This is a genomic window from Kineosporia rhizophila (genome assembly GCF_021277265.1).
GTDB lineage: Bacteria > Actinomycetota > Actinomycetes > Actinomycetales > Kineosporiaceae > Kineosporia > Kineosporia rhizophila.
In genome coordinates this window covers 275,530-299,822 of the sequence record NZ_JAJSOH010000006.1, presented here as the reverse complement: position 1 = coordinate 299,822, position 24,293 = coordinate 275,530, and the positions used below count along the sequence as shown (strand labels likewise).

At 70.8% G+C, this 24,293-nt stretch carries 24 protein-coding genes; 15 read left to right on the top strand and 9 right to left on the bottom strand.

The genetic code is table 11. From position 1 onward, the window contains the following. The 12 genes from LWF15_RS12405 to LWF15_RS12350 form a co-directional block, all read left to right on the top strand. Window positions 1–324 (top strand): hydantoinase B/oxoprolinase family protein (locus tag LWF15_RS12405; protein WP_232810614.1); only part of this gene is annotated, 324 nt, incomplete at its 5' end. 35 nt (window positions 325–359) lie between these two features. Further along, entirely contained in the window at window positions 360–1,955 is a 1,596-nt protein-coding gene (locus LWF15_RS12400; RefSeq protein ID WP_232810613.1) for an ABC transporter substrate-binding protein, read from the top strand. 22 nt (window positions 1,956–1,977) lie between these two features. Continuing rightward, window positions 1,978–2,622, top strand: a complete 645-nt coding sequence (locus LWF15_RS12395) for an isochorismatase family protein (RefSeq protein WP_232810612.1) — start codon at window positions 1,978–1,980, stop codon at window positions 2,620–2,622. Next, window positions 2,619–4,028 carry an amidohydrolase family protein gene (locus LWF15_RS12390; protein WP_232810611.1) on the top strand — a complete coding sequence of 470 codons (1,410 nt, stop codon included), beginning with the start codon at window positions 2,619–2,621 and terminating at the stop codon, window positions 4,026–4,028. Before LWF15_RS12395 ends, LWF15_RS12390 begins: the two co-directional genes overlap by 4 nt. Before the next feature lie 14 nt (window positions 4,029–4,042). Then, window positions 4,043–5,245: an NAD(P)/FAD-dependent oxidoreductase gene (locus LWF15_RS12385; RefSeq protein ID WP_232810610.1), complete on the top strand. Its 1,203-nt coding sequence runs from the start codon at window positions 4,043–4,045 to the stop codon at window positions 5,243–5,245. After that, the gene (locus LWF15_RS12380; RefSeq protein WP_232810609.1) at window positions 5,245–7,581 is read left to right on the top strand and encodes a molybdopterin-dependent oxidoreductase; all 2,337 of its coding nucleotides are present in this window, start codon (window positions 5,245–5,247) and stop codon (window positions 7,579–7,581) included. Before LWF15_RS12385 ends, LWF15_RS12380 begins: the two co-directional genes overlap by 1 nt. Continuing rightward, on the top strand, window positions 7,578–8,501 hold the full coding sequence (locus LWF15_RS12375; RefSeq protein WP_232810608.1) for an ABC transporter permease: 924 nt from the start codon (window positions 7,578–7,580) through the stop codon (window positions 8,499–8,501). Before LWF15_RS12380 ends, LWF15_RS12375 begins: the two co-directional genes overlap by 4 nt. Beyond that, window positions 8,491–9,390 (top strand): ABC transporter permease, encoded by a 900-nt coding sequence (locus LWF15_RS12370; protein ID WP_232810607.1) that lies wholly within the window; start codon window positions 8,491–8,493, stop codon window positions 9,388–9,390. Before LWF15_RS12375 ends, LWF15_RS12370 begins: the two co-directional genes overlap by 11 nt. Then, the gene (locus LWF15_RS12365; RefSeq protein WP_408623104.1) at window positions 9,387–10,397 is read left to right on the top strand and encodes an ABC transporter ATP-binding protein; all 1,011 of its coding nucleotides are present in this window, start codon (window positions 9,387–9,389) and stop codon (window positions 10,395–10,397) included. The genes LWF15_RS12370 and LWF15_RS12365 overlap by 4 nt, the downstream gene beginning before the upstream one ends. A 67-nt stretch (window positions 10,398–10,464) precedes the next feature. After that, complete coding sequence (locus tag LWF15_RS12360) at window positions 10,465–11,364, top strand: ABC transporter ATP-binding protein (protein ID WP_232810605.1); 900 nt, start codon at window positions 10,465–10,467, stop codon at window positions 11,362–11,364. 25 nt (window positions 11,365–11,389) lie between these two features. Then, window positions 11,390–11,914: an OsmC family protein gene (locus tag LWF15_RS12355; RefSeq protein WP_232810604.1), complete on the top strand. Its 525-nt coding sequence runs from the start codon at window positions 11,390–11,392 to the stop codon at window positions 11,912–11,914. Then, window positions 11,907–13,052, top strand: a complete 1,146-nt coding sequence (locus LWF15_RS12350; RefSeq protein WP_232810603.1) for an NAD(P)/FAD-dependent oxidoreductase — start codon at window positions 11,907–11,909, stop codon at window positions 13,050–13,052. The genes LWF15_RS12355 and LWF15_RS12350 overlap by 8 nt, the downstream gene beginning before the upstream one ends. Window positions 13,053–13,112: 60 nt before the next feature. On the opposite strand, the gene LWF15_RS12345 is transcribed toward LWF15_RS12350, so the two are convergent. Then, entirely contained in the window at window positions 13,113–13,847 is a 735-nt protein-coding gene (locus LWF15_RS12345) for a DinB family protein (RefSeq protein ID WP_232810602.1), read from the bottom strand. A 111-nt stretch (window positions 13,848–13,958) separates the two neighbouring features. Here LWF15_RS12345 and LWF15_RS12340 point away from each other — a divergent pair, with 111 nt between their 5' ends. Next, window positions 13,959–14,981 carry a glycoside hydrolase family 18 protein gene (locus LWF15_RS12340; protein WP_232810601.1) on the top strand — a complete coding sequence of 341 codons (1,023 nt, stop codon included), beginning with the start codon at window positions 13,959–13,961 and terminating at the stop codon, window positions 14,979–14,981. Window positions 14,982–14,994: 13 nt separating this feature from the next. Here the strand turns inward: LWF15_RS12340 and LWF15_RS12335 are convergent, their stop codons facing one another. Both LWF15_RS12335 and LWF15_RS12330 read right to left on the bottom strand, forming a co-directional pair. Continuing rightward, a complete protein-coding gene (locus LWF15_RS12335; RefSeq protein WP_232810600.1) occupies window positions 14,995–15,912 on the bottom strand; it encodes an AEC family transporter in 918 nt (305 codons plus the stop codon). Between the two features lie 34 nt (window positions 15,913–15,946). Then, a complete protein-coding gene (locus LWF15_RS12330; RefSeq protein ID WP_232810599.1) occupies window positions 15,947–16,702 on the bottom strand; it encodes a sulfite exporter TauE/SafE family protein in 756 nt (251 codons plus the stop codon). Between the two features lie 234 nt (window positions 16,703–16,936). On the opposite strand from LWF15_RS12330, the gene LWF15_RS12325 reads away from it, so the two are divergent. Together LWF15_RS12325 and LWF15_RS12320 are read left to right on the top strand one after the other, a co-directional pair. Then, complete coding sequence (locus LWF15_RS12325; RefSeq protein ID WP_232810598.1) at window positions 16,937–18,082, top strand: sensor histidine kinase; 1,146 nt, start codon at window positions 16,937–16,939, stop codon at window positions 18,080–18,082. Continuing rightward, a complete protein-coding gene (locus tag LWF15_RS12320) occupies window positions 18,079–18,735 on the top strand; it encodes a response regulator (protein ID WP_232810597.1) in 657 nt (218 codons plus the stop codon). Before LWF15_RS12325 ends, LWF15_RS12320 begins: the two co-directional genes overlap by 4 nt. A 19-nt stretch (window positions 18,736–18,754) precedes the next feature. Here the strand turns inward: LWF15_RS12320 and LWF15_RS12315 are convergent, their stop codons facing one another. The 6 genes from LWF15_RS12315 to LWF15_RS12290 all read right to left on the bottom strand — a co-directional run bounded on the left by LWF15_RS12315 (window position 18,755) and on the right by LWF15_RS12290 (window position 24,288). Further along, entirely contained in the window at window positions 18,755–19,627 is an 873-nt protein-coding gene (locus LWF15_RS12315; protein ID WP_232810596.1) for a CapA family protein, read from the bottom strand. Continuing rightward, window positions 19,624–20,520 carry a threonine ammonia-lyase gene (locus tag LWF15_RS12310; RefSeq protein WP_232810595.1) on the bottom strand — a complete coding sequence of 299 codons (897 nt, stop codon included), beginning with the start codon at window positions 20,518–20,520 and terminating at the stop codon, window positions 19,624–19,626. Before LWF15_RS12310 ends, LWF15_RS12315 begins: the two co-directional genes overlap by 4 nt. Further along, a complete protein-coding gene (locus tag LWF15_RS12305) occupies window positions 20,517–21,920 on the bottom strand; it encodes a UDP-N-acetylmuramoyl-tripeptide--D-alanyl-D-alanine ligase (RefSeq protein WP_232810594.1) in 1,404 nt (467 codons plus the stop codon). The genes LWF15_RS12310 and LWF15_RS12305 overlap by 4 nt, the downstream gene beginning before the upstream one ends. Beyond that, window positions 21,917–22,975, bottom strand: coding sequence for a D-alanine--D-alanine ligase family protein (locus tag LWF15_RS12300; RefSeq protein ID WP_232810593.1), 1,059 nt, complete (start codon window positions 22,973–22,975; stop codon window positions 21,917–21,919). The genes LWF15_RS12305 and LWF15_RS12300 overlap by 4 nt, the downstream gene beginning before the upstream one ends. Before the next feature lie 100 nt (window positions 22,976–23,075). Beyond that, complete coding sequence (locus LWF15_RS12295; protein ID WP_232810592.1) at window positions 23,076–23,672, bottom strand: hypothetical protein; 597 nt, start codon at window positions 23,670–23,672, stop codon at window positions 23,076–23,078. 1 nt (window position 23,673) lies between these two features. Next, window positions 23,674–24,288, bottom strand: coding sequence for a hypothetical protein (locus tag LWF15_RS12290; protein WP_232810591.1), 615 nt, complete (start codon window positions 24,286–24,288; stop codon window positions 23,674–23,676). Between the last annotated feature and the right edge of the window lie 5 nt (window positions 24,289–24,293).

The following is a 24,293-nucleotide window of genomic DNA, read 5'->3' as shown; positions in this document are numbered from 1 at the left end:
CGCCGGGTCTGGCAGTTCCTGGCCCCGGTGATCGTCAGCGCCTCCGGGGACTTCCGTACCGACCCGCCACGTGGCATCTTCGGCGGTGAAGACGGCCGCCGCGGCCGCATCCTCCTCGACGCCGGCACTGCTGCCGAGCGCGAGCTGAACTCCAAGTTCGCCGGGCTCAGCCTGGCCGCCAACACCGTTCTCACCATCGAGGTGCCCAACGGCGCCGGCTACGGCGACCCGGCGCTGCGCTCGGAAACCGCCTGTCACAACGACGTCTTCGACGGTTTCGCAGCCCGCGAACCGGCGCCCACGGACGTCCTCAGAACGCCCTGACCAGCTCCCCTCTCACCATCCCCCGAAGGAAGAACATGAAGAGCTCCAGACTGCTGGCCGGCCTGAGCGCCGTCATCGCCGTGGGTGCACTCGCCGGCTGCGCGACCACCGACTCGGGCTCCGGCTCCGGGTCGGACTCCGGCTCGGGCGGGACCACCAGCCAGACGCTGACCACGATCATCGGCAACGACATCGACTCGCTCGACCCGCAGGCGCAGGGCACCACCAGCGTGATGCAGATCGTCGACATGATGGTCGAGGAGCTCACCGCGATCGACGCCACCGGCACCGCCCAGCCGGAACTGGCCGAGAGCTGGGAGACCTCGGAAGACGGGAAGACCTGGACATTCAAGCTGAAGAGCGGGGTGAAGTTCTCCGACGGCGCCGCTTTCGACGCCGAGGCAGCCAAGTTCAGCCTGGACCGCCTGCTCTCGCCGGACACCTACAAGGCCGCACCGAACGAGCTGGCCGTGATCGACAGCGTCGAGGCCACCGACGCCAGCACCCTGACGATCACCACCAAGACGCCGTTCCCGGCCCTGGCCCAGGCGCTGAGTCTGCCCATCGCCGGGGTGATCTCGCCGGACTCGGTCACCGCCGAGGGAAACACCGCCGAGCAGATCAAGGTTCCGGTCGGCACCGGCCCGTACGTGTACGACAGCTACACCGCGGGCGACCACATCACGATGACCCGCAACGACGCCTACTGGGGCGAAGAGCCCGCGTACCAGACGCAGACCTACCGGTTCGTGACCGACGCCTCGGCCCGGATGGCCGCCCTGCAGTCCGGCGACGCCCAGGTGATCGCCAGCCCACCCGCGAGTTCGCTGTCGCAGCTGGAGAACTCGGCCGAACAGGACCTGCTGCTGTTCGACTCCTCCTACTCGGTGCAGATCGGCTTCAACACCCAGAACAGCAAGAACCCGAAGCTGAACGACCCGAAGGTGCGCCAGGCGCTCTCGCTGGCGATCGACCGCGACACCGTCATCGAGAAGGTCCTGTTCGGCACCGGCACCCAGCTCACCGGTCCGCTGCCGAAGTCGGTGGCCGGCAACGCCGACGCCGAGATGCCCGGCTACGACCCCGACCAGGCCCGGCAGCTGCTGGCCGAGGCCGGGGCGAGCGACCTGAAGCTCACCATGGTCTCCTCCGACGGCCGCTTCCTCAACGACTACAAGGTGGCCCAGGCCGTGGCCGGCTACCTGCGCGACGTCGGCGTCGAGGTCACCCTGGAGAACCCGACCGACTTCACCACCTACCTGGCCGGGGTGATGGTCGACCCGAAGGAGGCGACCAGCGACCTGCGGCTGATCGGCTGGGGTTCCATCTACCTGGACGCCAGTCAGGCGCTGCTGCAGTTCCGTAGCGACCAGGTCCCGCCGAACGGCTTCAACGGCACCTACTTCAGCGACGAGAAGTACGACGAGCTGGTGCTGAAGGGCAACGGCACGATCGACGCGGCCGAGCGCGAGGCGGCCTACGCCGAGGCCCAGGAGTACCTGGTTTCCCAGGCCCCGACGATGTGGCTGTACCAGGTGAAGACCGCGGTGGCCACGTCGTCCGGCGTGACCGGTGTCGAGGGCCTGGCCAACAACATGTTCGTGACCACCTGGGCCACCCCGGCGTCCTGAGACCGGTTCGGAGAGGAAGACCATGACCACCGACAACCAGAAACAGCTTGAGGACGTCCGTGAGCTGTACCGCTCCAAGGGCGTCGGGCACCGGCTCGGGTTCGGGACGAAGGCCGCGGTGGTCGTGGTCGACTTCCAGAAGCAGTACACCCGCACCTGGAGGGCGAAATCGCTCGTCCCGGTGCAGAACACGGCGACCCTGCTGGCCGCTGCGCGGTCGACGGGGGCGCCGGTGGCCTACACCTACATCGGTTTCGAGAAGGACGACCGCAACGCCGGGGTGTTCGGCGAGAAGGCCTCCACCCTGCTGGAGAACGTGATCGGCACCGAACCGGCGGAGATCGACGAGCTGATCACCCCGCAGCCCGGCGACGCGGTGATCGCCAAGAAGGTGCCCTCCTCGTTCTTCGGCAACGCTCTCGCCGAGGACCTGAAGGCCCAGGGTGTGGACACGGTGGTCGTGGTCGGCACCTCCACCAGCGGCTGTGTGCGGGCCACGGTGGTGGACAGCCTGAGCCACAACTTCCGCACGATGCTGGTGCGCGACTGCGTGATGGACAGCAACCAGCTGGCCCACGACATCACCCTCACCGACGTGGACATCAAGTACGGCGACGTGATCGGTCTGGACGAGGCCGTGGCCTACTTCGAAGGGAAGGCCCAGTGAGTACACCGGATCTGGTGATCCGGGGTGGCCGGGTGGTCACCTCCGGCTCGGACGCGCCGGCCGATGTCGCAATCAAGGACGGGGTGGTCATCTCGGTCGGGACCGGCATCCCCCGGGGACACGAGGAAGTGGACGCCAAGGGCAAACTCGTCTTGCCCGGCGGGATGGACCTGCACGTCCACCTCTCCCCGGTGAACCTGCCCGACCGCCAGCTGGCCTGGGCCGACGACTACACCAGCGGCACCCAGGCCGCCGCGGCCGGGGGCGTGACCACGATCGGTGACATCACCTTCCCGATCCCCGGAGAATCGCTGCCCGAGGCGTTCGACCGGGCGGTGTCCAGCGCCGGCGACCAGGCCGTGGTTGATTTCGCGCTGCACACCGTGCTTCTCGATCCGTCTGCCGACCGGCTTCCCGAGATCGCCCAGCTGCGCGAGCGCGGTGCCCGCAGCCTGAAGATCTTCATGCACCTGTTCGGGTTCGAGACCCGGGCCGCGGAGTACCTGCGGGTGCTGGCCCAGGCCGGGCGGGACGACATGCTGAGCCTGGTGCACTGCGAGGACTCCTGCGTGATCGGGCACGAGCTGGAGAAGCTGGTGGAGGCGGGCGAGACCGGGATCGAGAACTTCCCGAGAATGCGTCCGGTGTCATCGGAGTCCGCGGCGGTGGAGCGGGCCATCGCGTTCGCCGAATCGGCCGACGCCCCGATCTACATCGTGCACCTGTCCAGCGCCCGGGCCCTGGACGCGGCAACGGCGGCCCGGCGCCGGGGTCTGCCGGTCTACGTCGAGACCCGGCCGATCTACCTGCTGTTCGACGAGTCCCGCTACCAGTCGGACACACCCGGCCTGTACGTGGGCAACCCGCCGCTGCGCAGCCGCTCCGACGTGGACGCGCTCTGGGCCGGACTGGCTGCCGGTGACATCGCCACCTGCTGCACCGACCACGCCCCGTGGAAGCGCGAGCAGAAGCTGGCCCCCGAGGTCGACGTGACCATGACCCGCCCGGGCATGGCCGACCTGGAGACCCTGATGCCGGCGCTGTTCAGCGAGGGCGTGCTGAAGGGCCGGATCTCGCTGCAGCGCTTCGTCGAGGCCACCTCCACCAACGCCGCCCGGCTGTTCGGCCTGTACCCGCGCAAGGGCACCATCGCCCCGGGCGCGGACGCCGACATCACCGTCTTCGACCCGGAGCTGACCAAGCCGGTGCGCGGCGCCGAGCTCTACAGCCGGGCCAGGATGAGCCTGCTGGAGGGGGTGGAGCTCACCGGCTGGCCGGTGCGCACGATCAGCCGCGGTGAGACCGTGATGCTGGACGGAGAGGTGCTGGGCAGGCCCGGGCGAGGACGCCTGGCCCAGCCCGCCGACCTGCCCCGCCTGGCCACCCCGAGAGCACCGATTCTGTAGGTAGGAGAATACCTTTGAGTGACGTTCTGATCATCGGCGGCGGTATTGTCGGGATGACCACCGCGCTGGCCCTGGCCGGGTCCGGCACCAGTGTGACCATCGTGGACAAGGGCCGTCTGGGCGAGGGGTCCAGTTCACTGAACGCCGGCGGCATCCGCTCGCAGTTCTTCAAGGGCCCCAACATCGAGGCGGCCAACCGCACCAAGGCCTGGCTGCGCGCCTTCGAGGCCGAGGAGGGCGTCGACCTGGAGTACGACCAGAACGGCTACCTGTTCCTGGTCACCTCCCAGGCTCAGCACGACCGGCTGGCCGAGGGCGTGGCCATCCAGAACGCCCACGGCGCCGACACCCGGATGATCAGCCGGGCCGAGACCGAGGCGCTGCTGCCGCACGTGAACCTGGACGGCGTGATCGGCGGCTGCTTCGGCCCGACCGACGGCCACCTGAACCCGCGCGCGCTGATGCCTGCCCTGGCCGCGAAGGTCCGGCGTTCGAGCATCACGGTGCTGGAAGACCGCCGGGTGCTGAGGCTGGTGATCGACGGCGACAAGGTGACCGGGGTGGAGACCGACCGGGGTGTGCTGAGCGCCGGGGTCGTGGTCACCTGCGCGGGCGCCTGGTCGGTCGGCATCGGGCGCACCTACGGTCAGGAACTGCCGATCCTGCCGCGCCGCTCGCAGGTCTTCGTGATGGAGCAGACCCCGGAGATCCCCCAGAACGCGCCGCACACCTTCGACTTCGACGCCGGCATCTACGTGCGCCGGGCCGGGCAGGGCATCTGGTCGGGTGCCGCGTTCAAACCGGTGCTGGACGAGGTGCCGGACGTGGTCGAGGCGGACTGGACCGAGGGCGAGGAACTGGCCCGCCGCCTGGCCGTGCGGGTGCCGGCCCTGAAGGGCCGCAGGTTCGAGCGCAACTGGGCCGGGCCGATCGAGGTCACCCCGGACGACAACCCGCTGATCGGTTTCTCCACGTTCGAGAACTACTTCCTGGCCACCGGCTTCAGCGGCCACGGCATGTGCATCGGCCCGGGCCTGGCCCAGGACATCGCCGACGCCGTCCACGGCCGGGCCCCGCAGACCGACCTGTCGATCTTCCGCCCCGAGCGCTTCACCGACGGCGGCGAGATCGCCAAGGAGGGCATGTGGCTGGCCGAGCGTCCGGCCAGCTTCTCGATCTGGGCCGCCCGCGAGTGGGACGACGAGGCCGTCCGCTGATGAGCGCCGTCGACGGGGAGTTCCCGCACAGCTCGCACTGGGGTGCGTTCACCGCCGTGGTCGAGAACGGCAAGCTGGTCCAGGCGCGTCCGCACGCCGGTGACACCGACCCGTCCGACCTGCTCACGTCGATCCCGGACATCGTGGAATCGCCGCTGCGGGTGAACGCGCCGTCGGTGCGCCGGTCCTGGTTGGAGCACGGCCCGGGTGCGCGCACCGATCTGCGCGGGACCGAGGAGTTCGTGGAGGTCTCCTGGGAACAGGCCCTCGACCTGGTCGCCGGGGAACTGGAGCGGGTGCGCACGCAGCACGGCAACGACGCGATCTTCGGCGGCTCTTACGGCTGGTCCAGCGCCGGCCGCTTCCACCACGCCAAGACCCAGGTGAACCGCTTCCTGAACCGGATCGGCGGCTTCACCGACCAGAAGCACAACTACTCCTTCGCCACCGGCCTGGCCGTGCTGCCGCACATCGTCGGCGACCCGGCGATGGTCAGCGGCGAGGTCACCACCTGGTCCCGGCTGCAGGGCGCGACCACGCTGTGGGTGGCCTTCGGCGGCCTGCCCCTGCGCACCGCCCAGGCCGAGGCCGGCGGCATCACCCGGCACGTGGGGCGCGACAACCTGGCCGAGATGGCCCGGACCGGGACGCACTTCGTGAACGTCAGCCCGCTGCGTGACGACATCCACGCCGAGATCGACCCGGAATGGGTGGCGCTGCGGGCCAACACCGACACCGCGCTGATGCTCGGCCTGGCCCACACGCTGGAACGGGACGGGCTGGTGGACAAGAACTTCCTGAACCGCTGCACGCACGGCTACGAGACCTTCCGGCAGTACCTGCTCGGCGAGAGCGACGGCCGGCCGAAGACCGCCGCCTGGGCCGCCCGGATCTGCGACCTCGACGAGGAGTTCATCGTCGGCCTGGCCCACCGGATGGCGGACAACCGCACGTTCATCACCACCACCTGGTCGCTGCAGCGCGCCGAGTACGGCGAGCAGCCGTACTGGATGACGGTGACGCTGGCCGCCATGCTCGGCCAGATCGGCCTGGCCGGGGGCGGTTTCTCGTTCGGCTACGGCAACTCGGCCGGGATGGGCTCGTCCAAGCTGCCGTTCGGCACGCCGGTGCTGCCGGCCGGCCCCCAGCAGGGCGACTCGTGGATCCCGGTCGCCCGGCACACCGAGATGCTCGAGAACCCCGGCGGCGAGTACGAGTTCGACGGCGAGAAGCGCACCTACCCGCACATCCGGCTGATCTACTGGGCCGGGGGCAACCCGTTCCACCACCACCAGGACCTGAACCGGCTGGCCGCCGCCTGGCGCCGGCCCGAGACCATCGTCGTGCACGAACCCTGGTGGACCCCGACCGCGCGCCGGGCCGACATCGTCCTTCCGGCCACCACCACGCTGGAACGCAACGACATCGGCGCCAGCTCGCGCGACCGGGTGCTGGTGGCGATGAAGCGCGCGGTCGAGCCGGTCGGGCAGGCCCGCGACGACTTCGCCATCTTCAGCGCGCTGGCCGAACGGCTCGGCGTCGCAGCGCAGTACACCGAGGGCCGCACCGAGATGGAGTGGCTGCGCTTCCTCTACGACGCCAGCCGGGACAAGGCCGCGGGTTTCGATGTCCAGATGCCCGGTTTCGAGCAGTTCTGGGAAAAGGGCGAGGTCGCGATCGAGCACGACGGCGAACGCACCCTGATGGCCGAGTTCCGGCAGGATCCGGCGGCCAACCCCCTGCGCACACCGACCGGGAAGATCGAGATCACCAGCGACGTGGTGGCCGGTTTCGGCTACGACGACTGCCCGGGTCATCCGGTGTGGCTGGAGCCCCGGGAGTGGGCCGGCTCGCCGCTCGCCCAGCAGTACCCGCTGCACCTGATCAGCAATCAGCCCAGGCACCGTCTGCACGGGCAGCTCGACATGGGACGGGTCTCCCGCGCGGCGAAGGTGGCCGGCCGGGAACCGGTCCGGCTCAACCCCGAGGACGCCGCTGCCCGGGGCATCTGCGACGGCGACCTGGTCGAGGTGTTCAACGGCCGGGGCCGGGTGCTGGCCGGGGCGGTGCTCTCGGACGCGTTGCGCGCGGGCGTGATCCAGCTCTCCACCGGCGCCTGGCACGACCCGGTCGACCCGGCCGCCGCTTCTCTCGACCGTCACGGCAACGCGAACGTCCTGACCCGGGACGTCGGCACCTCACGCCTGGGGCAGGGACCGAGTGCGCACTCCACGCTGGTCGAGGTGCGCAAGGCGACCGAAGACCCGGGTCCGGTCGCCGTACATCACCCGCCCACGATCGTCCCCAATTTCGGCTCTGCGGAGACTCCGGCATGATCCGCTACACCCTGACCCGGATCGGGTCGGTCGTCCCCACCGTGCTGGGCGCCGCCACGGTGGCGTTCCTGCTGCTACGGCTGATCCCGGGCGACCCGGCCCGGATCTCGGCCGGGCCCACCGCGACCCCCGAGCAGGTCGAGCACCTGCGCAGTCAGCTGGGCCTGGACCAGCCGTGGTGGTCGCAGTACCTGGAGTTCCTGCGCAACCTGTTCACCGGGAGCCTGGGAACCTCCACCCGCAGCGGCAACTCGGTGATGGCGGAGATCTCCACCCGGCTGCCGTTCACCATCCAGCTGGCGTTCTGGGCGATGCTGATCGCGATCGTGGTCGGCTGCGCCCTGGGCATCGTCGGGGCGCTCTACCGCGGCCGGTTCGTCGACTTCGTGTTCTCGGCGGTCTCGGTGGTCGGGGTCTCGGCCCCGGTGTTCTGGATCGGCCTGATGATGATCGTGCTGTTCTCGGTGAAGCTGGGCTGGTTCCCGGCCTCCGGTGCGGCCACCCCGGCCAGCGTGGTGCTGCCGGCCTGCGCGCTGTCGCTGTTCGCCATCGGTTTCATCTCCCGCCAGACCCGCTCGGCGATGATCGACGCGCTCTCGATGGACGCGATCCGCACCGCCCGGGCCAAGGGCATGAGCGGGTTCAACGTGGTCGGCAAGCAGGCCCTGCGCAATGCCCTGGTCCCGGTGATCACCGTGGTCGGCCTGCAGTTCGGGCAGATGCTCGGCGGCTCGATCCTGACCGAGTCGGTGTTCGGCTGGCCCGGGATCGGGCAGCTGCTGGTCAACTCGATCACCAACCGCGACTACCCGGTGGTGCAGGGCGTGGTCTTCGTGGTGGCCGTGATGCTGATCCTGGTGAACCTGGCCACCGACCTGCTCTACTCCGCGATCGACCCGAGGGTGCGTCATGGCCACTGAGACTCCCGCCGCCGTCCCGGTCACGGCGGCCCTTCCGCGGCGCCGTTCGTTCCTGGGCGCCCTGTGGCGGCACCGCAGCTCGAGGGTCGGCCTGATCCTGGCCGGGTTCACCCTGGCGGTGGCCCTGATCGGGCCGTTCCTGGTGCTCGGCAGCGCCTCGTCCGACCCGAACCACCAGGACCTCTCGCAGAGCCTGCTGGGCAGTTCTTCCGGCCACTGGCTGGGCACCGACGACCTGGGCCGCGACGAGCTGGTCCGGATCGTGAACGGCGCCCGCTACACCCTGGTCATGGCGGTGGCCGCGGTGGCCATCGCCGCGGCGGCCGGGCTGGTCGTGGGGGCGGTCTCCGGCTACGCGGGCGGCTGGACCGACCTGGTCATCCAGCGCCTGGTCGACATCATCCTGTCGTTCCCCGGCTTCCTGATGGCGCTCTCGCTGGTGGCGATCCTCGGCACCGGGATGACCAACCTGATCATCGCGGTGGCGGTCTCGGCCTTTCCCCGGTTCGTCCGGGTCACCCGCAGCGGGGTGCTCACCGTGATGCGGCTGCCCTACGTGGAGGCCGCCCGCTCGCAGGGGCTTCCGCCGCTGCGGATCCTGCGCCGCCACGTGGTGCCCAACGCCCTGGGCGCGCTGATCGTGCAGACTCCGCTGGAGATCGGCTCGGCCGTGCTCACCGGCGCGGGTCTGGGCTTCCTCGGCCTGGGGGTGGCCGAGCCGACGCCGGAGTGGGGCGCGATGCTCGGCGACGGCCGCGACCTGCTGTTCACCGACCCCACGCTGGTGACCTACCCGGGTATCGCGATCTTCGTCGCCATCCTCGGCTTCAACCTCCTGGGCGACGGCATCCGCGATGTCCTCGACCCCCGGCACTCCACGAGCAGGTGAGCCCGTTGACCTCTTTGCTGAGCGTGCGCGACCTGCGCACCGCCTTCAACGGCCAGACCGTCGTCGACGGGGTGGACCTCGACCTGCAGCCCGGCCGGACCCTCGGCCTGGTCGGCGAGTCCGGCTCCGGCAAGAGCGTCACCGCGCTGTCGGTGATGGGCCTGCTCGACCGGGGCGGCCAGGTGCTGCCCGGATCGTCGATCCGGCTGGAGGGCCGCGAGCTGGCCGGCCTGGGCGAGCGCGGGCTGCGCGAGGTGCGCGGCCGGCGGATGGCGATGATCTTCCAGGAACCGATGTCGTCGCTGAACCCGGTGTACACCGTGGGCGACCAGGTGGCCGAGACCGTGCGCCGGCACCGGGGCCTCAGCCGGCGGGCGGCCCGGGAGCGTGCCGTGGAACTGCTGCGGCTGGTCGGCATCTCGGCCCCGGAGCGGCGGGTCACCGAGTACCCGCACCAGCTCTCGGGCGGGATGCGGCAGCGGGTGATGATCGCGATCGCCATCTCGGCCGACCCGGCCGTGCTGATCGCCGACGAGCCGACCACCGCGCTGGACGTGACCATCCAGGGACAGATCCTGACCCTGCTGAAAGAGCTGCAGGAACGGCTGAACATGGCGATCCTGATGATCACGCACGACCTGGGCGTGGTCTCGCAGATCGCCGACGACGTGGCGGTGATGTACGCGGGCCAGGTGATCGAGCGCACCGAGACGCAGCGCCTGGTGGGCAACCCGGCGCACCCGTACTCGCGTGGTCTGCTGGCCTCGGTGCCCCGCCTGGGCATGGACCGCAACGTGCCGTTGCCCTCGATCCCCGGTTCGGTGCCCAGCCCGGCCGACTGGCCGGCCGGGTGCCGCTTCGCCGACCGCTGCGAGTTCGTCACCCCCGGGTGCCGCGAGAAGCCTCCGCTGCTGCTGGAGCGCTGGCCCGGGCACGAGGTGGCGTGCGATCACCCGCTGGTCGACGGCGTACCCGTCCCGAACTCCTCCCGAGAGGTGGTGAGCTGATGACGATCACCGACCGCACCCCCCCAAGCCCCTGCTCAGCGCCCGGGGCGCCAGCGTCGAGTTCACCGTGCGGGGCCGGCGCGGCAAGACGGTCGTGCCTGCCGTGCAGGACATCGACCTGGACATCGTCCCCGGCGAGACTCTCGGCCTGGTCGGTGAGTCCGGCTGCGGCAAGTCCACTCTCGGCCGGGCGCTGGTGCGTCTGGTCGACGTCACCCGTGGCAGCGTGGAGTTCGAGGGCCAAGACATCAGCGGCCTGAGGGGCAAGGAGCTGCGCGGCCTGCGCCGGCACCTGCAACTGGTGTTCCAGGACCCGATGAGCTCACTCAACCCGCGACTGAAGGTGCGGGACCTGATCGGCGAGGCCCCCCTCGTCCATGGTCTGGCCACCAAGGAGAGCCTCGACGACCTGGTGACCACCGCTCTGGAGCGGGTCGGCCTGCCGCGCTCGGCCGCCGACCGCTATCCGCACCAGTTCTCCGGCGGGCAGCGCCAGCGCATCGGCATCGCCCGCGCGCTGGCCCTGGAGCCGAGGTTCGTGGTGGCCGACGAACCGGTCTCCGCCCTCGACGTGTCGGTGCAGTCGCAGGTGGTCAACCTGCTCGTCGAACTGCAGCGCGACCTCGGCCTGACCTACCTCTTCGTGGCCCACGACCTGGCCGTGGTCGACTACGTGTCCGACCGGGTGGCGGTGATGTACCTGGGGCGGATCGTCGAGATCGGCACCGACGAGGACATCCGCGAGCGCCCCCGCCACCCCTACACCCGGGCCCTTCTGGCCGCGGCCCCGCAGATCGGCCGCCGGGAGGTCGCTCCCCCGCTGTCCGGTGACGTGCCCTCGGTGGTGAACCCGCCCTCCGGCTGCCCGTTCCGCACCCGTTGCCCGCTGGCCGAACCGCAGTGCGCCGAGACCCGGCCCGAACTGCGCCTGGTGGACCGCCACCAGGTCGCCTGCCATCTCGCCTGAACCCCCGCTAGGAAAGAGGAAAGTCGTGACCCAGACCGACACCCCCGAGAACGACCTGCAGATCACCGAGCGGATCCAGCCGATCTCGGTCAGCACGAAGTACGACCAGCGTTTCCACTCCGTCACGCAGATCCGTGACCTGGAGCCGCTGCACCACGACGAGCCGGTCGACCTGGGCGGGGGCAACACCGGCCCGACCGCGCTGGAGGCCACCCTGGCCGCGTTCAACGCCTGCAGCGCGATGATCATGTTCGTGCTCCGGCGTGAGCAGAAGTTCGACCTGGGCGGGGTGGAGTTCAGGACCGGTGGTTTCATCGACGTGCGCCGCGCCGAGATGCGCCGCACCAAGAAGAAGTACAGTGAGATCGAGCCGGTGGCGCGGCACTACCAGCGGGTCGAGCAGGAGGTCGTGATCACCACCTCCGAACCGCAGGAGCGCATCGACCACTTCAAGGCCGAGGTCGAGCGGCTGTGCCCGATGTACGCGCTGCTGTCCGACGCGGGTGTGCCGCTGACCATCACCTGGACCGTGGTGCGCCCGGATGCCTGAGGCTTCGGGAGTGCTGACTGCCGGCGCCGTCGTGGTCGGGGGCGGGATCAACGGCGCCGCCCTGGCCTACTATCTGGCCAGTTCCGGCGTGGAAAACGTGGTGCTGCTGGAGGCCACCGAGCTGGGCTCCGGGGCCACCGCCGGATCGATGGGCAACGTGCGCCAGCAGTACGGCACCGCCCTCGAGATCGAGTGCTCCCGGCGGGGTCTGGCGTTCTGGAAGTCGCTGGGCTCCTCCTTCGGCCTGACGGTGCCGTTCCACGAGGACGGCTACCTCATGCTGACCTCGAACGAGGCGTCGGCCGAGACCCTGCGCAAGCACGCGGCGGTGCAGATCGAGCAGGGCATGCCCGACGTGCACCTGCTCACCCCCGACCAGATCCCCGACGTGGCGCCCTATCTGGACACCACCGGGCTGGTGCTGGGCTCGTACACGCCGCTCGACGGGCACGTCATGCCCACCGACGGGGTGACTGCGCTGGTGGCCGCCGCCCGGTCGCTGGGTGTCGTGGTGAAGCGGCACTGGCCGGTCGAGGCCGTGGTGCGCGAAGGCAGCTCCTGGCGGGTGCAGGGCCCGCAGGGTGAGGTCGTGGCGCCGAACGTGGCGCTGGTGGCCGGGATCGGCACCAAGAAGCTCGTCGAGCCGTTCGGCGTCCAGCTGGACATGTACGAGGGCCGGCACCTGGGCCTGATCACCGAGAACTACCTGCCGGGGCGGAAACTGCCCACCACGGTGGACATCGACACCGGCATGGTGATCGAGCGCGAGGGCGACCAGCTGATGGTCGCGATGCTCTCGCGCAACCCGGCGCCGCGCGACTACGACCACCTGGCCGAGCTGTTCTACGAGGCCGCGAGCGTGCGCGCCCCGCAGCTGACCGACCTGTCGATGGTCAGCCGGTACACCGCCTGGCCGGTGCTCGGCGGGGACGGCCACCCGTACGTCGGCCTGGTCGAAGAGGGCCTGTGGGCACTCACTTTCACCGGTCACGGGGCCATGCACGGGCCGCCGGTGGCGCAGGCCCTGGCCCGCGAGATGATCGGCGACCCCGACGGCACGCTGGACCTGTCCGAGTGGGACATCCGCCGCGAACCGGCCGAGCAGTCGGTGCTCTGGCGGCGTCAGGGCAAGGAATAGAGGACGTCGGTGGCCCCCTGGTCCCGCCGGTCGGCAGAACCAGGGGGCACGTTCGGGGCTCTACCCGGCCACCCGGGATTCCAGCACGGTCAGGTCGCGCTCGGCGTAACGCCGGTGCTCCCACTCCTCGTTCAGCACCGTCTGCAGGCACTCCGCCACCGGGTAGCGGTCGGCGGGCGGATAGCCCGGCCCCTCGACCGGTTCGGTGTGGGCGGCCAGGCTCTGCTCGGTCAGCCCGTCGATCACCCGGCGCACGGTGGCGCCGCGCTCGGCCCGCAGGGCCAGCACCTCGTCCAGGCCCGGCCGGGCCCCCTTGTCCCAGGGCACGCCCGGTTCCGGGTCCATCTCGTCGAACGGCAGGGCCAGGGGGTGCCAGGGGCGGGGCTCGCCCAGGACGGCCCGGCTGATCCAGATGTCGGTGGCGTAGACCAGGTGGCGCAGCGTCTCGATGAACGACCACTCCTCGTCGACCCGTTCGTGCAGCAGCTCCGGCGGCAGGGCCCGGGCCCGCTGAACGGTGGCCTGCCACCGGGCCTGCAGGATGTCCCAGGCCTCGCTGTAGCCGGCCACGTCGGTGGGCCGCATCTTGGCCCGGTCCGGTTCCCGGCGGTCCAGTTCGGCCTCGATCAGCGGGCCCACGTCGACCCCGTTGATCCGCAGCCCCTCGATCTGGCCGTCGATCTCCACCTCGCCGACCCAGACGCCCCGCATCCGGACCTTCCAGAAACTGCTCCGGCGCACCTGCACCTTCTGGAACCGGGAGTCGGTCAGGTCCACGTCCGAGAAGTCGGTCACGACGGTCAGTGTTCCAGGCTGGAGGCGATCCGATCCGCGTCTTCGAACAAGCGGGCGATGTACGTCGGGCACGCGGAGGCCGCTCACCCGGAAATAGGCCATGATCATCACATGGCCGACGGACCGGACAGCACGCCCAAGCCCCGACGACGGATCGTCCGGCGGACGGTGCGCAGCCTCGGCGCCCTGCTGGCCATGCTGCTTCTCGTGGTCAGCGCCGCCGTGGCCGCTTTCGCCGTGCACGGCTCCGGCACCGTCGACCGCTCGATCCGCAGCACCGGGCAGGACGCCTACTGGCTGGGGCACGCCTGGGTGGACGGCCGCAAGACCCAGACCGACGTAGACGCCCTGGCCGACCAGCTCGAGGGCACCGGCATCCGTGACCTGTACGTGCACGCCGGCCCCTACGCCGACGACGGCACCCTCGATCCGGCCCTGCGCCCCCGCGCCTCCTGGCTGCTCGAGGCTCTGCACACCGCGCTGCCCCAGGTGCGGGTGCAGGCCTGGCTGGGCAACGTGCTCGCCGATAACCGGATGAGCCTGGCCTCGGCCGCGACCCGGGCCCGGGTGCTCGAAGGGGCCGAGGCGATCCTGGCCGAGGGCTGGGACGGCGTGCACTACGACTTCGAGCCGGCCCGCAACGGCGACCAGGACTTCCTCGACCTGCTGGCCGCCACCCACTCCCGCACCCAGGCCGCCGGCGCCCTGCTGTCGGTGGCCACGCCCAAGCTCCAGCCGGTCACCGGGCTGCACCACCTGCAGTCGAGCCAGTGGACGAAGGCCTACATGCGGCGGGTGGCCGGGTCGGCCGACCAGATCGCGATCATGGCGTACGACACGTTCCTGCCCAGCGAGCGGGCCTTCCAGGGATACATCCGCCGCCAGACCACCCTGGCCCTGGACGCCGTGCCGGCCGACGTCGACCTGCTGATCGGGGCGCCTGCCTACCAGGACCAGAAGATCAACCGTTTCGACGCGGCCGAGACCGTGCCCGCCGCCATCGCGGGTGTGCAGCAGGCCCTGGCCGGGCGAGCCCGGGACCGGCCGGTCGGGCTGGCGCTCTACGTCGACTTCGACGCCACCGAAGAGGACTGGGCCAGCTACCGCGACGACTGGGGCCGGACCGCCCCGTAGCTCGCCCGAAAACTCAGGTAAAGACTGTGGAGATCAGCATGAGCACCGGCATGCAGCCGAGGGTGGTCAGCAGAGCCACGTCCCGGGCGATGTTCTCTCCCCGGCCGAACCACATCGCATAGGTCTGCACGTTCTGGGCCGTGGGTAGGGCGGCCATCGCGATCACGGAAAACAGTTCCGGCCCTTCGAGGTTCAGCAGCAGGCCACCGACGGCCCAGGCCACCAGCGGCATGAAGAGCACCTTGACCGCGGTGGCGGTGAGCACCGGCGGCAGGTCGGCCCCGGCCAGCGGCCGCCGGCCCCACAGGGTGATGCCGAAGGCCATCAGCATCAGTGGGACCGCGGCGCCGCCGAGGAGCTCCAGCGGCCCGCTGACCACCGCCGGCACACTCACGCCGGTCACCGACACGATCACTCCGGCCACCGTGCCGAGCACCAGCGGGTTGCGCACCGGCACGGTGAGGATGCCCCACACGTCCAGCCTGCCCCGCACTCCCAGCTCCAGCGCGGCGGTGACGGCCGGCGCCAGCACCACCAGCTGCAGCATGATCAGCGGCGCGGCGGCCGAGGTGTCGCCGACCACGTAGGTCGCCACCGGCAGCCCGATGTTGGCCGCGTTCGCGTAGGAGGAGGCGGTGACGCCGATCGTGGTCTCGGCCAGCGGCCGGCGGAAGAACAGGAGCGACAGCACCACGAAGACGCTCGCACTGACCAGGGCCGACAGCAGGGCGACCAGCGCCGCCGTGGAGGCCAGCACCGAGGGATCGCCGTGGGCCATGGTCAGGAACAACAACGACGGGCTGGCCACCGCATAGGCGGTCTTGCTCAGGTAGCGGGCGCCCTCCCGTGGGATCACCCCGGTGGCGGCCAGCACGACCCCGGCCAGCACGACGGTCAGGATGATGGAGAAACCGGTGACGACACCCGTCACTGCGTGGAGGCCCTCCTGCTTACATCAGGTCGGTTCAGGTCAGGAACAGGACCACCGCGACGACGGTGGCGAACCCGACGATGGTCCAGCGCAGCACCTCGGAGGGCAGGCGCCGGGCCAGCCGGGCCCCGACGAAGCCGCCGATCACCGTGGCCGGGGCCAGGACCGCCACCGCCAGCCAGTCCACCGGCCCGAAAATGCTGTACACCAGCACCGTCGTGGTGCCCACCACGGCCGAGAACACGTTGCGCAGAGCGGTGATCCGGCGCAGCGGCTCGTCCAGCACCAGCGACAGCCCGGCGATCGCCAGGATGCCCATCGCCGCGTTGAAGTAGCCGCCGTACAACCCGCACAGGAAGAAGACCAGGTGCACGAGCAGCTGGGTGCGGCGCGGCGAACTGTCCTTGGGCGGCCCGGCCAGGGCCTTCAGACGCTTCTGGAAGACCATCAGCGCGGCCGCGAGCAGCAGCAGGAACGGCACGACGATCTCGAACGCACCGCGCGGAGCGAGCAGCAGGACGGCGCTGCCGCACAGCGCCCCGGCCACGATCGTCGGGATCACGCCCAGGATGCGGCGGCCCTGCCCGGCCAGGTCGGGACGGGTGGCCACGGCGCTGGAGGCGTAGCCGGGCGCGACCGAGAGGGCGTTGCTGACGTTGGCCGCCACACTCGGCAGGCCGATCGCGACCAGCAGCGGGAAGGTGATCAGCGAGCCGCCGCCGGCGATCGCGTTCACCCCGCCCGCCAGCAGACCGCCGCCGAACAGCGCGAAGGCCTCCCACACCTGCATCCGAGGCCAAGCCCTTCTTCACGCCGTCTTCGGCTCACCGGTCCCCGGTATGGTCCCGGCGCCGCCGGGGTGCGGGCAAGGATCCGTGGCGAGCCCCACTCGCCCTCCTCACCGGCCCCGCCGGTCCTCCTCGCCGGCACCGGGCCGTCCGCGTCTGCCCCATCAGGCCAAATCATCCCGGATCCGACTTAGGGGTGACGTTCGGCCGGAGTCCGGAGCATTAACCTTCAGGCCATGCAGAAGCTCGGTCCGGCCCTCCTGCTGGCGGCGTTCTCGCTCGGTGGGCTCGCCGAGGTGGTGGTCGAAGGCACCGGTGCGGGCTTCCTGGTCCCCTCGTTCGCCGTCTGCGCAGTGGCCGGGTTGCTGATCTGGCGGCAGCCGCACGAGCGGGAGGTGCTGCTCGGCGGGGCCGCCTCGATCTGCCTGGCCTCGGCCCTGCTCACCCTGGCCGCCGTCGTCCACCTGGTGCCGGCCCGGTTCTCCCCCACCGAGGTGCTCGGCCTGCTCACGCTGGTGCTGCTGGTCTCGCGGCGGCGCTGCACCGGCACGCAGGAGAGCGTGGTGCTGCTGGCCCTGGTGCTGACCGCGGTGGCCGCCCCCTGGCGTGAGCCCTCGGCCACCAGCGCCCTGGCGATGTCGGTCGTGGCCCTCGCGGCCTCGGTGTCGGTGGTGGCCGGCTGGAGCCTGCGTGAGGGCGGCCTCGCCGTCGACCGCAGGGTGGCCGGGGTGCTCGCCGAGCAGCGCCAGGGCCTGGCCCGCGACCTGCACGACGACCTGGCCCACCACGTCACCGGGATCATCGTGGCCGCCCAGGCCGCGGCCGTGGTCACCGGGCCGGAGTCGGCCGCCGCCCGGGCCGCCCTGCAGCGGATCGAGCAGGCCGCCGTGGACGCCCTGGAGTCGATGCGCAGCACCGTCGCCCTGCTCCGGGTGGACGACCAGGAGGCGGTGGCCCGGCTCAGCGGGCCCGAGTGGCCGTGGGACCTGATCTCGCTGGTGAAACGCTTCGGCCAGACCACCGGCATCCGCACCACCCTGACCATCCGGGCCGACCAGGTGCCGGCGGAGCACTGCCAGACGGTGCACCGGGTCACCCAGGAGGCGCTGACCAACGTGAGCCGGCACGCCCGCCTGGTCTCCCGCGCCGACGTCGTGATCGACCGGGACGAGCGCGGGCTGCTGGTGGTGGTGACCGACGACGGCGCCGGGAGCCGGGAACCGTTCTCCAGCGGCGGATTCGGCCTGCTCGGCATCCGCGAGCGGGCCCGGGCCCTGGGCGGCGAGGTCCGGGCCGGGCGCCGCGAGAACGGCGGCTGGCAGGTCGAGGTGGTCCTGCCGATGACCGAAAACCCGGTCCGCGAGATAGAGTTCAGCCGGTGACGATCACCGTGCTCGTGGCCGACGACCAGGACATGGTGCGCACCGGTTTCGCGATGATCCTCGGCGCCCAGCCGGACATCGAGGTGGTGGCCGAGTGCGCCGACGGCGTCGCCACGGTGGAGGCGGCCCGGCGGCTGCGGCCCGACGTGGTCATGCTCGACATCCGGATGCCCGGTCTCGACGGCCTGGAGGTCACCCGGCTCCTGGCCGGGCCGGGGGCGGTCCAGCCGCTGCGGGTACTGGTGGTCACCACCTTCGGCGAGGACGCCCTGGTGGACACGGCTCTCGACAACGGCGCCCTGGGCTTCCTGCTGAAGGACGCGGGCCCGGCCTTGCTGGTCGAGGCGGTGCGGGCGGCCGCCGCCGGTGACGCGCTGATCAGTCCCTCGCTCACCCGGAACCTGCTGCACCGGCGCCAGGCCGCTCCGGCCAGGCCCACCCGGCCGGGCACCGCGGCCCTGCTCAGCGAACGGGAACTGCAGATCGTGCGTCTGGTGGCCCGAGGCCGCACCAACGGCGAGATCAGCGAGGAACTGTTCCTGGCGCTCGGCACGGTCAAGTCGCACCTGGCCAAGGTGCAGACCAAGCTGGGCCTGACCAACCGTGTCCAGGTGGCGGCCTGGGCCTGGGAGAACGGCCAGATGCAGCGCTGATCCGAGGTGATCAGCGCTGCTACTCGCCGCCGAACACGTCCTCGTCGCCCGGCTCGCCGAGCGAGGCGCAGTACTGCGCCGGCCCCGGTGTCTCCACGTCGCCGGCCACCGGCGTCCATTGTTGTTCTACTACCGCCCCTTCGGCGAAAGTCAACCGCAGCAGAGCACCTCGGCGGTCCAGCGACCCGAGACCGAAGGCGACGAAAGTGTCGTTCACCTCGGCCTGCCCCTGCACCGACTCGGCATGCGTGCCGACCACCACGTCGGCCCCGGCCTCACTCAGCCGGGCAGCAAAGTCCCGTTGCGCCAGCGAGACACACGATGTGCGGCGATTTCCCCAGTGCGGCATCACGATCACCACATCGCTGTCCACCCGGGCCTGCCGCACGGCCGTCAGAGCCATGGTCTGGTTACGGGCAGAAGCAATCCCCGGACGATCGGGGCGGGCGTCGTCGGCATCAGTCGCCTCCTCCACCTGGTTGAGACCGATCACCGCGATCCGCTGCCCGTTGATCTCAGTCCGCCAGGGTTGGTACGCCTGCGCCGAGTCGCGCCCGGCCCCGAAAGTCACCCCCGTGCCGAAACCTTCGGTTCCGTAGTCCATCACCTCGTCATTGGCCAGGCTGACCGCATCGATCCCTTTGCGCTGCAGCAGCTTCAGCGCTTCCGGGGTGGGAGCGGAGCTGAGCGTGGCCAACGTCAGGTCGGCGTGCCCGAGCGACTGGGCCACGGGCTCCAGCACAGCCCCGTCCGGCTTCCCGGCGAACCGGATGTCGCCGGCGAAGCTCAGGGTCAGGCTGCCCGCTGTCGCCGCTCTGACGCTACCGTTCGGCGGTGCCGCACAGCCCGCCATCAGCAGGAGCGGAACTGCCAGCAGAAGAGCCCTTCTCACACCGTGACCCGTTCCGGACCGGACGACCAGTTCTGCCAGACCGAGGCGTCGATATTGCCGCCGGAGACCACGCACAGCGCCTTCAGCGACCGGTCCCCCCGATGCAGCGCAGCCGCCAGAGCCGCAGCGCCCGCCCCCTCGGCCCGGATCCGCGCCTGGTTCCAGAGCCGGTGCATCGAGGCGCGCAGATCGGCGTCCGACACGGTGACCACCTCGAGGCCGTACTGCTGCGCGGCGTCGAAGGCGATCTGCCCGATCCGCCGCACCAGCAGCCCTTCCGGCATGCCGGCGGCGCTGTCCAGAGTGATCCGGCGTCCGGCCCGCAACGAAAGGGCCAGTGCCGGAGCCTGCTCGTACTCGACTCCGATCACCCGCACCCGGCCACCCCATTCCCGCAGCGCCGCAGTGACCAGACCACCGCCGCCCACGGGAACGAAAACCACGTCGGGCACACCGTTCTGCTCGGAGCACTCCCGGAACAGACTGCGGTGACCCTCGATCACCTGGTCGTCGTCGAAGCTGTGCACGAACAACGCGCCGGTCTGCTCAGCAGTACGCCGGGCGGCCAGTTCGCAGTCGTCGTAACCACCCTCGACCAGAACCGGGTGCGCCCCGGCCCCGGCGATCCGGGCCAGCTTGGCCTGCGGAATGGTCTGCGGCACGTAAACGGTCAGATGCAGGCCGCGCTCGGCCGAGGCCAGGGCCAAGCCGGAGGCGTGGTTCCCGGTGGAGGCCGCCACGATGCGGGTGCCCGGGGCCAGGCCGGCCGTACGGTGGAAAGTGCCTCGATACTTGAACGCGCCCGACTTCTGCTGGGTCTCGTCCTTGACCGCCAGCTCACCCCACTCCTCGTCCGGCAACACCGTGACGGGCGTGCGAACCGGCCCGCTCATACCGGCACCGCCTGAGTCAGAGCGGCAGCGGCCACATCCAGGCCCGCCGAACGACTTCCCTTCACCAGCACCACGTCCGAAGGCCGCAGCACCGGCTCCAGGGCTTCCGCCACATCCTGCGGCTGGTCCAGCACCAACGCTTCACGAAGGCCGACCTGGCAAGCAGCGGCCACGGCCCGGGCCGGATGCGTCCCGACCGCGACCATCACGTCCACGCCCAGCGAGGCCGCCAGTCGCCCGACCTCCTCGTGCGCGCTGACGGCCAGATCCGCGAGGTCGGCCATCTCTCCGAGCACCGCGATCACCCGCCCACCCTCCAGCCGGGCGGCCACCAGCGCTCGCAGGCCGGCCTCCACCGAGACCGGATTGGCGTTGTAGCTGTCGTCGATCACCCGCACGCCGTCCGGGCGCTCGGTGATCTGCATGCGGCCCGGCGAAAGGCTCGCCCGGGCCAGCCCTTCCGCGATCTCGGCAGCGGTGAGTCCCAGATGGGTGGCCACCGCGGCCGCCGCCAGAGCATTCACCACCATGTGCTCACCGGTGACCGGCAGCTGCACCGAGGCCTGTCCCTGCGGAGTCTCCAGAACGAAAGCCGCCCGTCCCTGTGAGTCCAGGCGGACGTCCATTGCTCTGATGTCTGCCGGATGGCGCACGCCGTAGGCGAGAACCCGGCTTCGCGCCTGCCTGCGCATAGCGGAAACCCGCCGGTCGTCGGCATTCAGTACAGCCAGGCCATCCGCCGGCAGGGCGCGCACCAGCGCCGCCTTCTCGGTGGCGATCGCGTCCTGCGAGTTGCCGAACTGCTCGAAGTGCGACATCCCGACGATGGTGACCACCCCGACGGAGGGAGAGGCGATGTCGCACAGCTCGGCGATCTGCCCGGCCCCGGCCGTACCCATCTCCAGGACAGCGACTTCGGTGTCGGGCTCGATCCGGGCCAGGGTCAGCGGAAGGCCGATCTCGTTGTTGAACGACTTCTCGTTCGCCACCGTGCGCCGGTGCGGTGAGAGCACCGCCGCCAGCATGTCTTTGGTACTGGTCTTGCCCGAGGAACCGGTGACCCCGACGATCGTGGCGCTCGAACGCAGCCGCGCCGCCCGGCCCACCTGCCCCAGTGCGGTCTGCACGTCGGGCACCTCGATCCGCGGTACCCGCTGCTCGGCCCAGCGCTGCGCGTCCGGGTGCCGTTCGGGCACGAGGGCGACGGAGGCGCCGAGCTCGTGCGCCGCCCCGACGAACCGGGTGCCGTCGGTCTGCTCCCCCGGCAACGCGGCGAAGATCGATCCCGGACGGGCCTGTCGGGAGTCGACCACCAGACTGCCCGCCCGGGCGTGCGGATCGGCGTCGAGCAGAGGGCCGCCGGTGGCAGCGGCGACATCAGCGAGGCTGAGCGGTATCAACGGTTCTCTTCCGTGAGCTGGTACAGGTTTTCGAGCAGAGCCGGGAACGGCAGACCGGCCGTGCCCATCAGCTGGGCGAAGGCGCTCTGCGCGGTCATCCCGGGCACCGTGTTCACCTCGTTGACCAGCAGCGAGCCGTCACGCAGGTCGAGGAACAGGTCCACCCGGGCGAAGATGTCGCAGCCGAGCGCCCGGTAGGCCTGCCCGGCCAGCCGGCGGGCCTGCTCGATCACCTCGGGCCCGACCCCGGCCGGCGTCTCGAAGCGCAGCCGGCCCTTCAGGTACTTCTCCTCGTACCCGAGCACCATGCCTTCCTGGATGCACTCCAGCGGCTGCGAAACCGTCAGCTCGGGGCCGTGTCCCACCACCCCGACGAGGAACTCGCGGTGCGGGACGAACTCCTCGATCAGCGCGGTGTCGTCCCAGCGCAGGGCCTCGTCGATGGCCGCGGGCAGGCCGTCGGCGGCCGGGACCTCGGTGACCCCGAAGCTGGAGCCACTGCGCGCGGGCTTGACGAACCACGGCCCGGCGCCGAGGCCTTGGGCCGGCACCCGGGGGTCGGCCTTGCTCACCGCGAGACCGGCAGCGACCGGCAACCCCGCCGAGCGCAGCACCGCCTTGGTGAGCTGCTTGTCGAAGCAGACCGCCGAAGCCGCCACTCCGCAGCCGATCACCGCCAGCCCGTAGGCAGCCAGCAGGCCCTGCAGGGTGCCGTCCTCGCCCCACTGACCGTGGCAGAGCGGCAGCACCACGTCGTACCCGTCGAACACCCCGCGCGGCGGCGGGGCCGTGAACACCTCGGTCTCGGCCGGTCCGGAGACAGCGGCGGAACCGGCCCGCAACGGAAGCCGCTGCGGGTCGGCCCGGGCGATCAGTTCCCCGTGCGCACCGGGGCCGACGAACCAGCTACCGTCCTTGCTGATCCCGACGGCCAGCACGTCCCAGCCGAGCCCCTCCAGCTCGGCCAGCACCGACCCGGCACTGCCGAGACTGACTTCGTGCTCCGGTCCCGGCCCCCCGAAAAGAATCGCGATCTTGCCTACGAGCTTGGGCATGCAGCAACCCTGCTGCACCCCGGCAGGGCCGACATCGGCCACCCGACCGGTTCGATCGAGCCCGGATCAGCCAAAAGACCGATGACAGAGCGTGGACGGGCTATGACACCGGGTCAGAGGTCACGGTGAGCGTCGAAGCCAGCTCGACGAGTTTCGGCCGGCACCGCGCCGCCTCGACCAGGTCGAGATATCCGGTGGAGAGGTAGAACGCCAGGTCTCCCTGCGAGTCGGACACCCGCCAGACGAAAACCTCGTGCTCCTGGACCAGTTCGTACTCCGGGTTCACCGGCGCCCGGTAGCGCTGCACCAGGTGCACCGCGGGCCCGGCGGGAGTCTGGATCGTCTCCTGCACGGCCGGCTGCTCGAGCATCTCCTCCGGCAGCCGGAACTCCTCCAGCAGGCCGGCCGTCGGCAGCGACTCCGGGACCGCCTCCACCCGGACGACGACGCTGCAGATCACCGGCTCGGCCGCGACCGGCTGCAGGAAGAGCAGCATGACCGGCGGAATCTCTTCCTTGCGGGCCGCCTCGAGCGCCGGAACCATCACGTCGACCAGCAACCCGACCCGCTCGGCGCTCAGCTCCGCCCGTTCCCGGGCGGCCCGGCGCAGGATCGTGGTCTGCGCCCAGCGACGGGGATCGGCCTCCAGGTCGGCCTGGACCCACTCGTCCGTGTGATCGAGTACGACAGTCGTCATCTCAGCCCTCCCGGAAGCGCAGCGACCCGGCGATCGCCTCGAACAGCACCGACATGGGCTCGGCGATCTGCTCCATCGGCGTACGGAACGTCAGCAGCAGGATCTGTGAGCCGTCCGGGAACGGCACGTACACGTCCAGGCCGGTGAAGGTGACCTTGAACGGTTCGGCCCCCTCCTCCTGCGAGCGGAACCGTTTGGGTTCGCTGCGCCGCACGGCCGGGACCACGTCCTCACCCACGGTGACGGTGGTGGGTTCACTGCCCGGTGCGTTGGCCAGGACCCGGGCCAGGATCTCGGCGTCGACGCCCGGCGGCACCGGCTGCGGGACCACCGTGACCACGCAGGTGGCGGCCACCGGCAGTCCCCGGCGGATCTCCGTGAGGACGTAGAACTCCCGCCCGCCGCCGTTGAAGGCCTCGTCGGCCAGGGACAGCAGTTCCCGTTCGAGGGCCCGCCGCAGGGCCGGGCCCTGGTCCCGGGAGATGCTGCCGAAGGCCCGGCCCACCAGGGCCGAGACCTGTTCGCGGCGGTCGGTCCTCAGGCGGATGCGGGACCAGGTGCTGGGCATCAGCAGCGACCAGCCCGTGGCCGCCGGTTGTGTCTCGCTGGTGCTCATGGCGT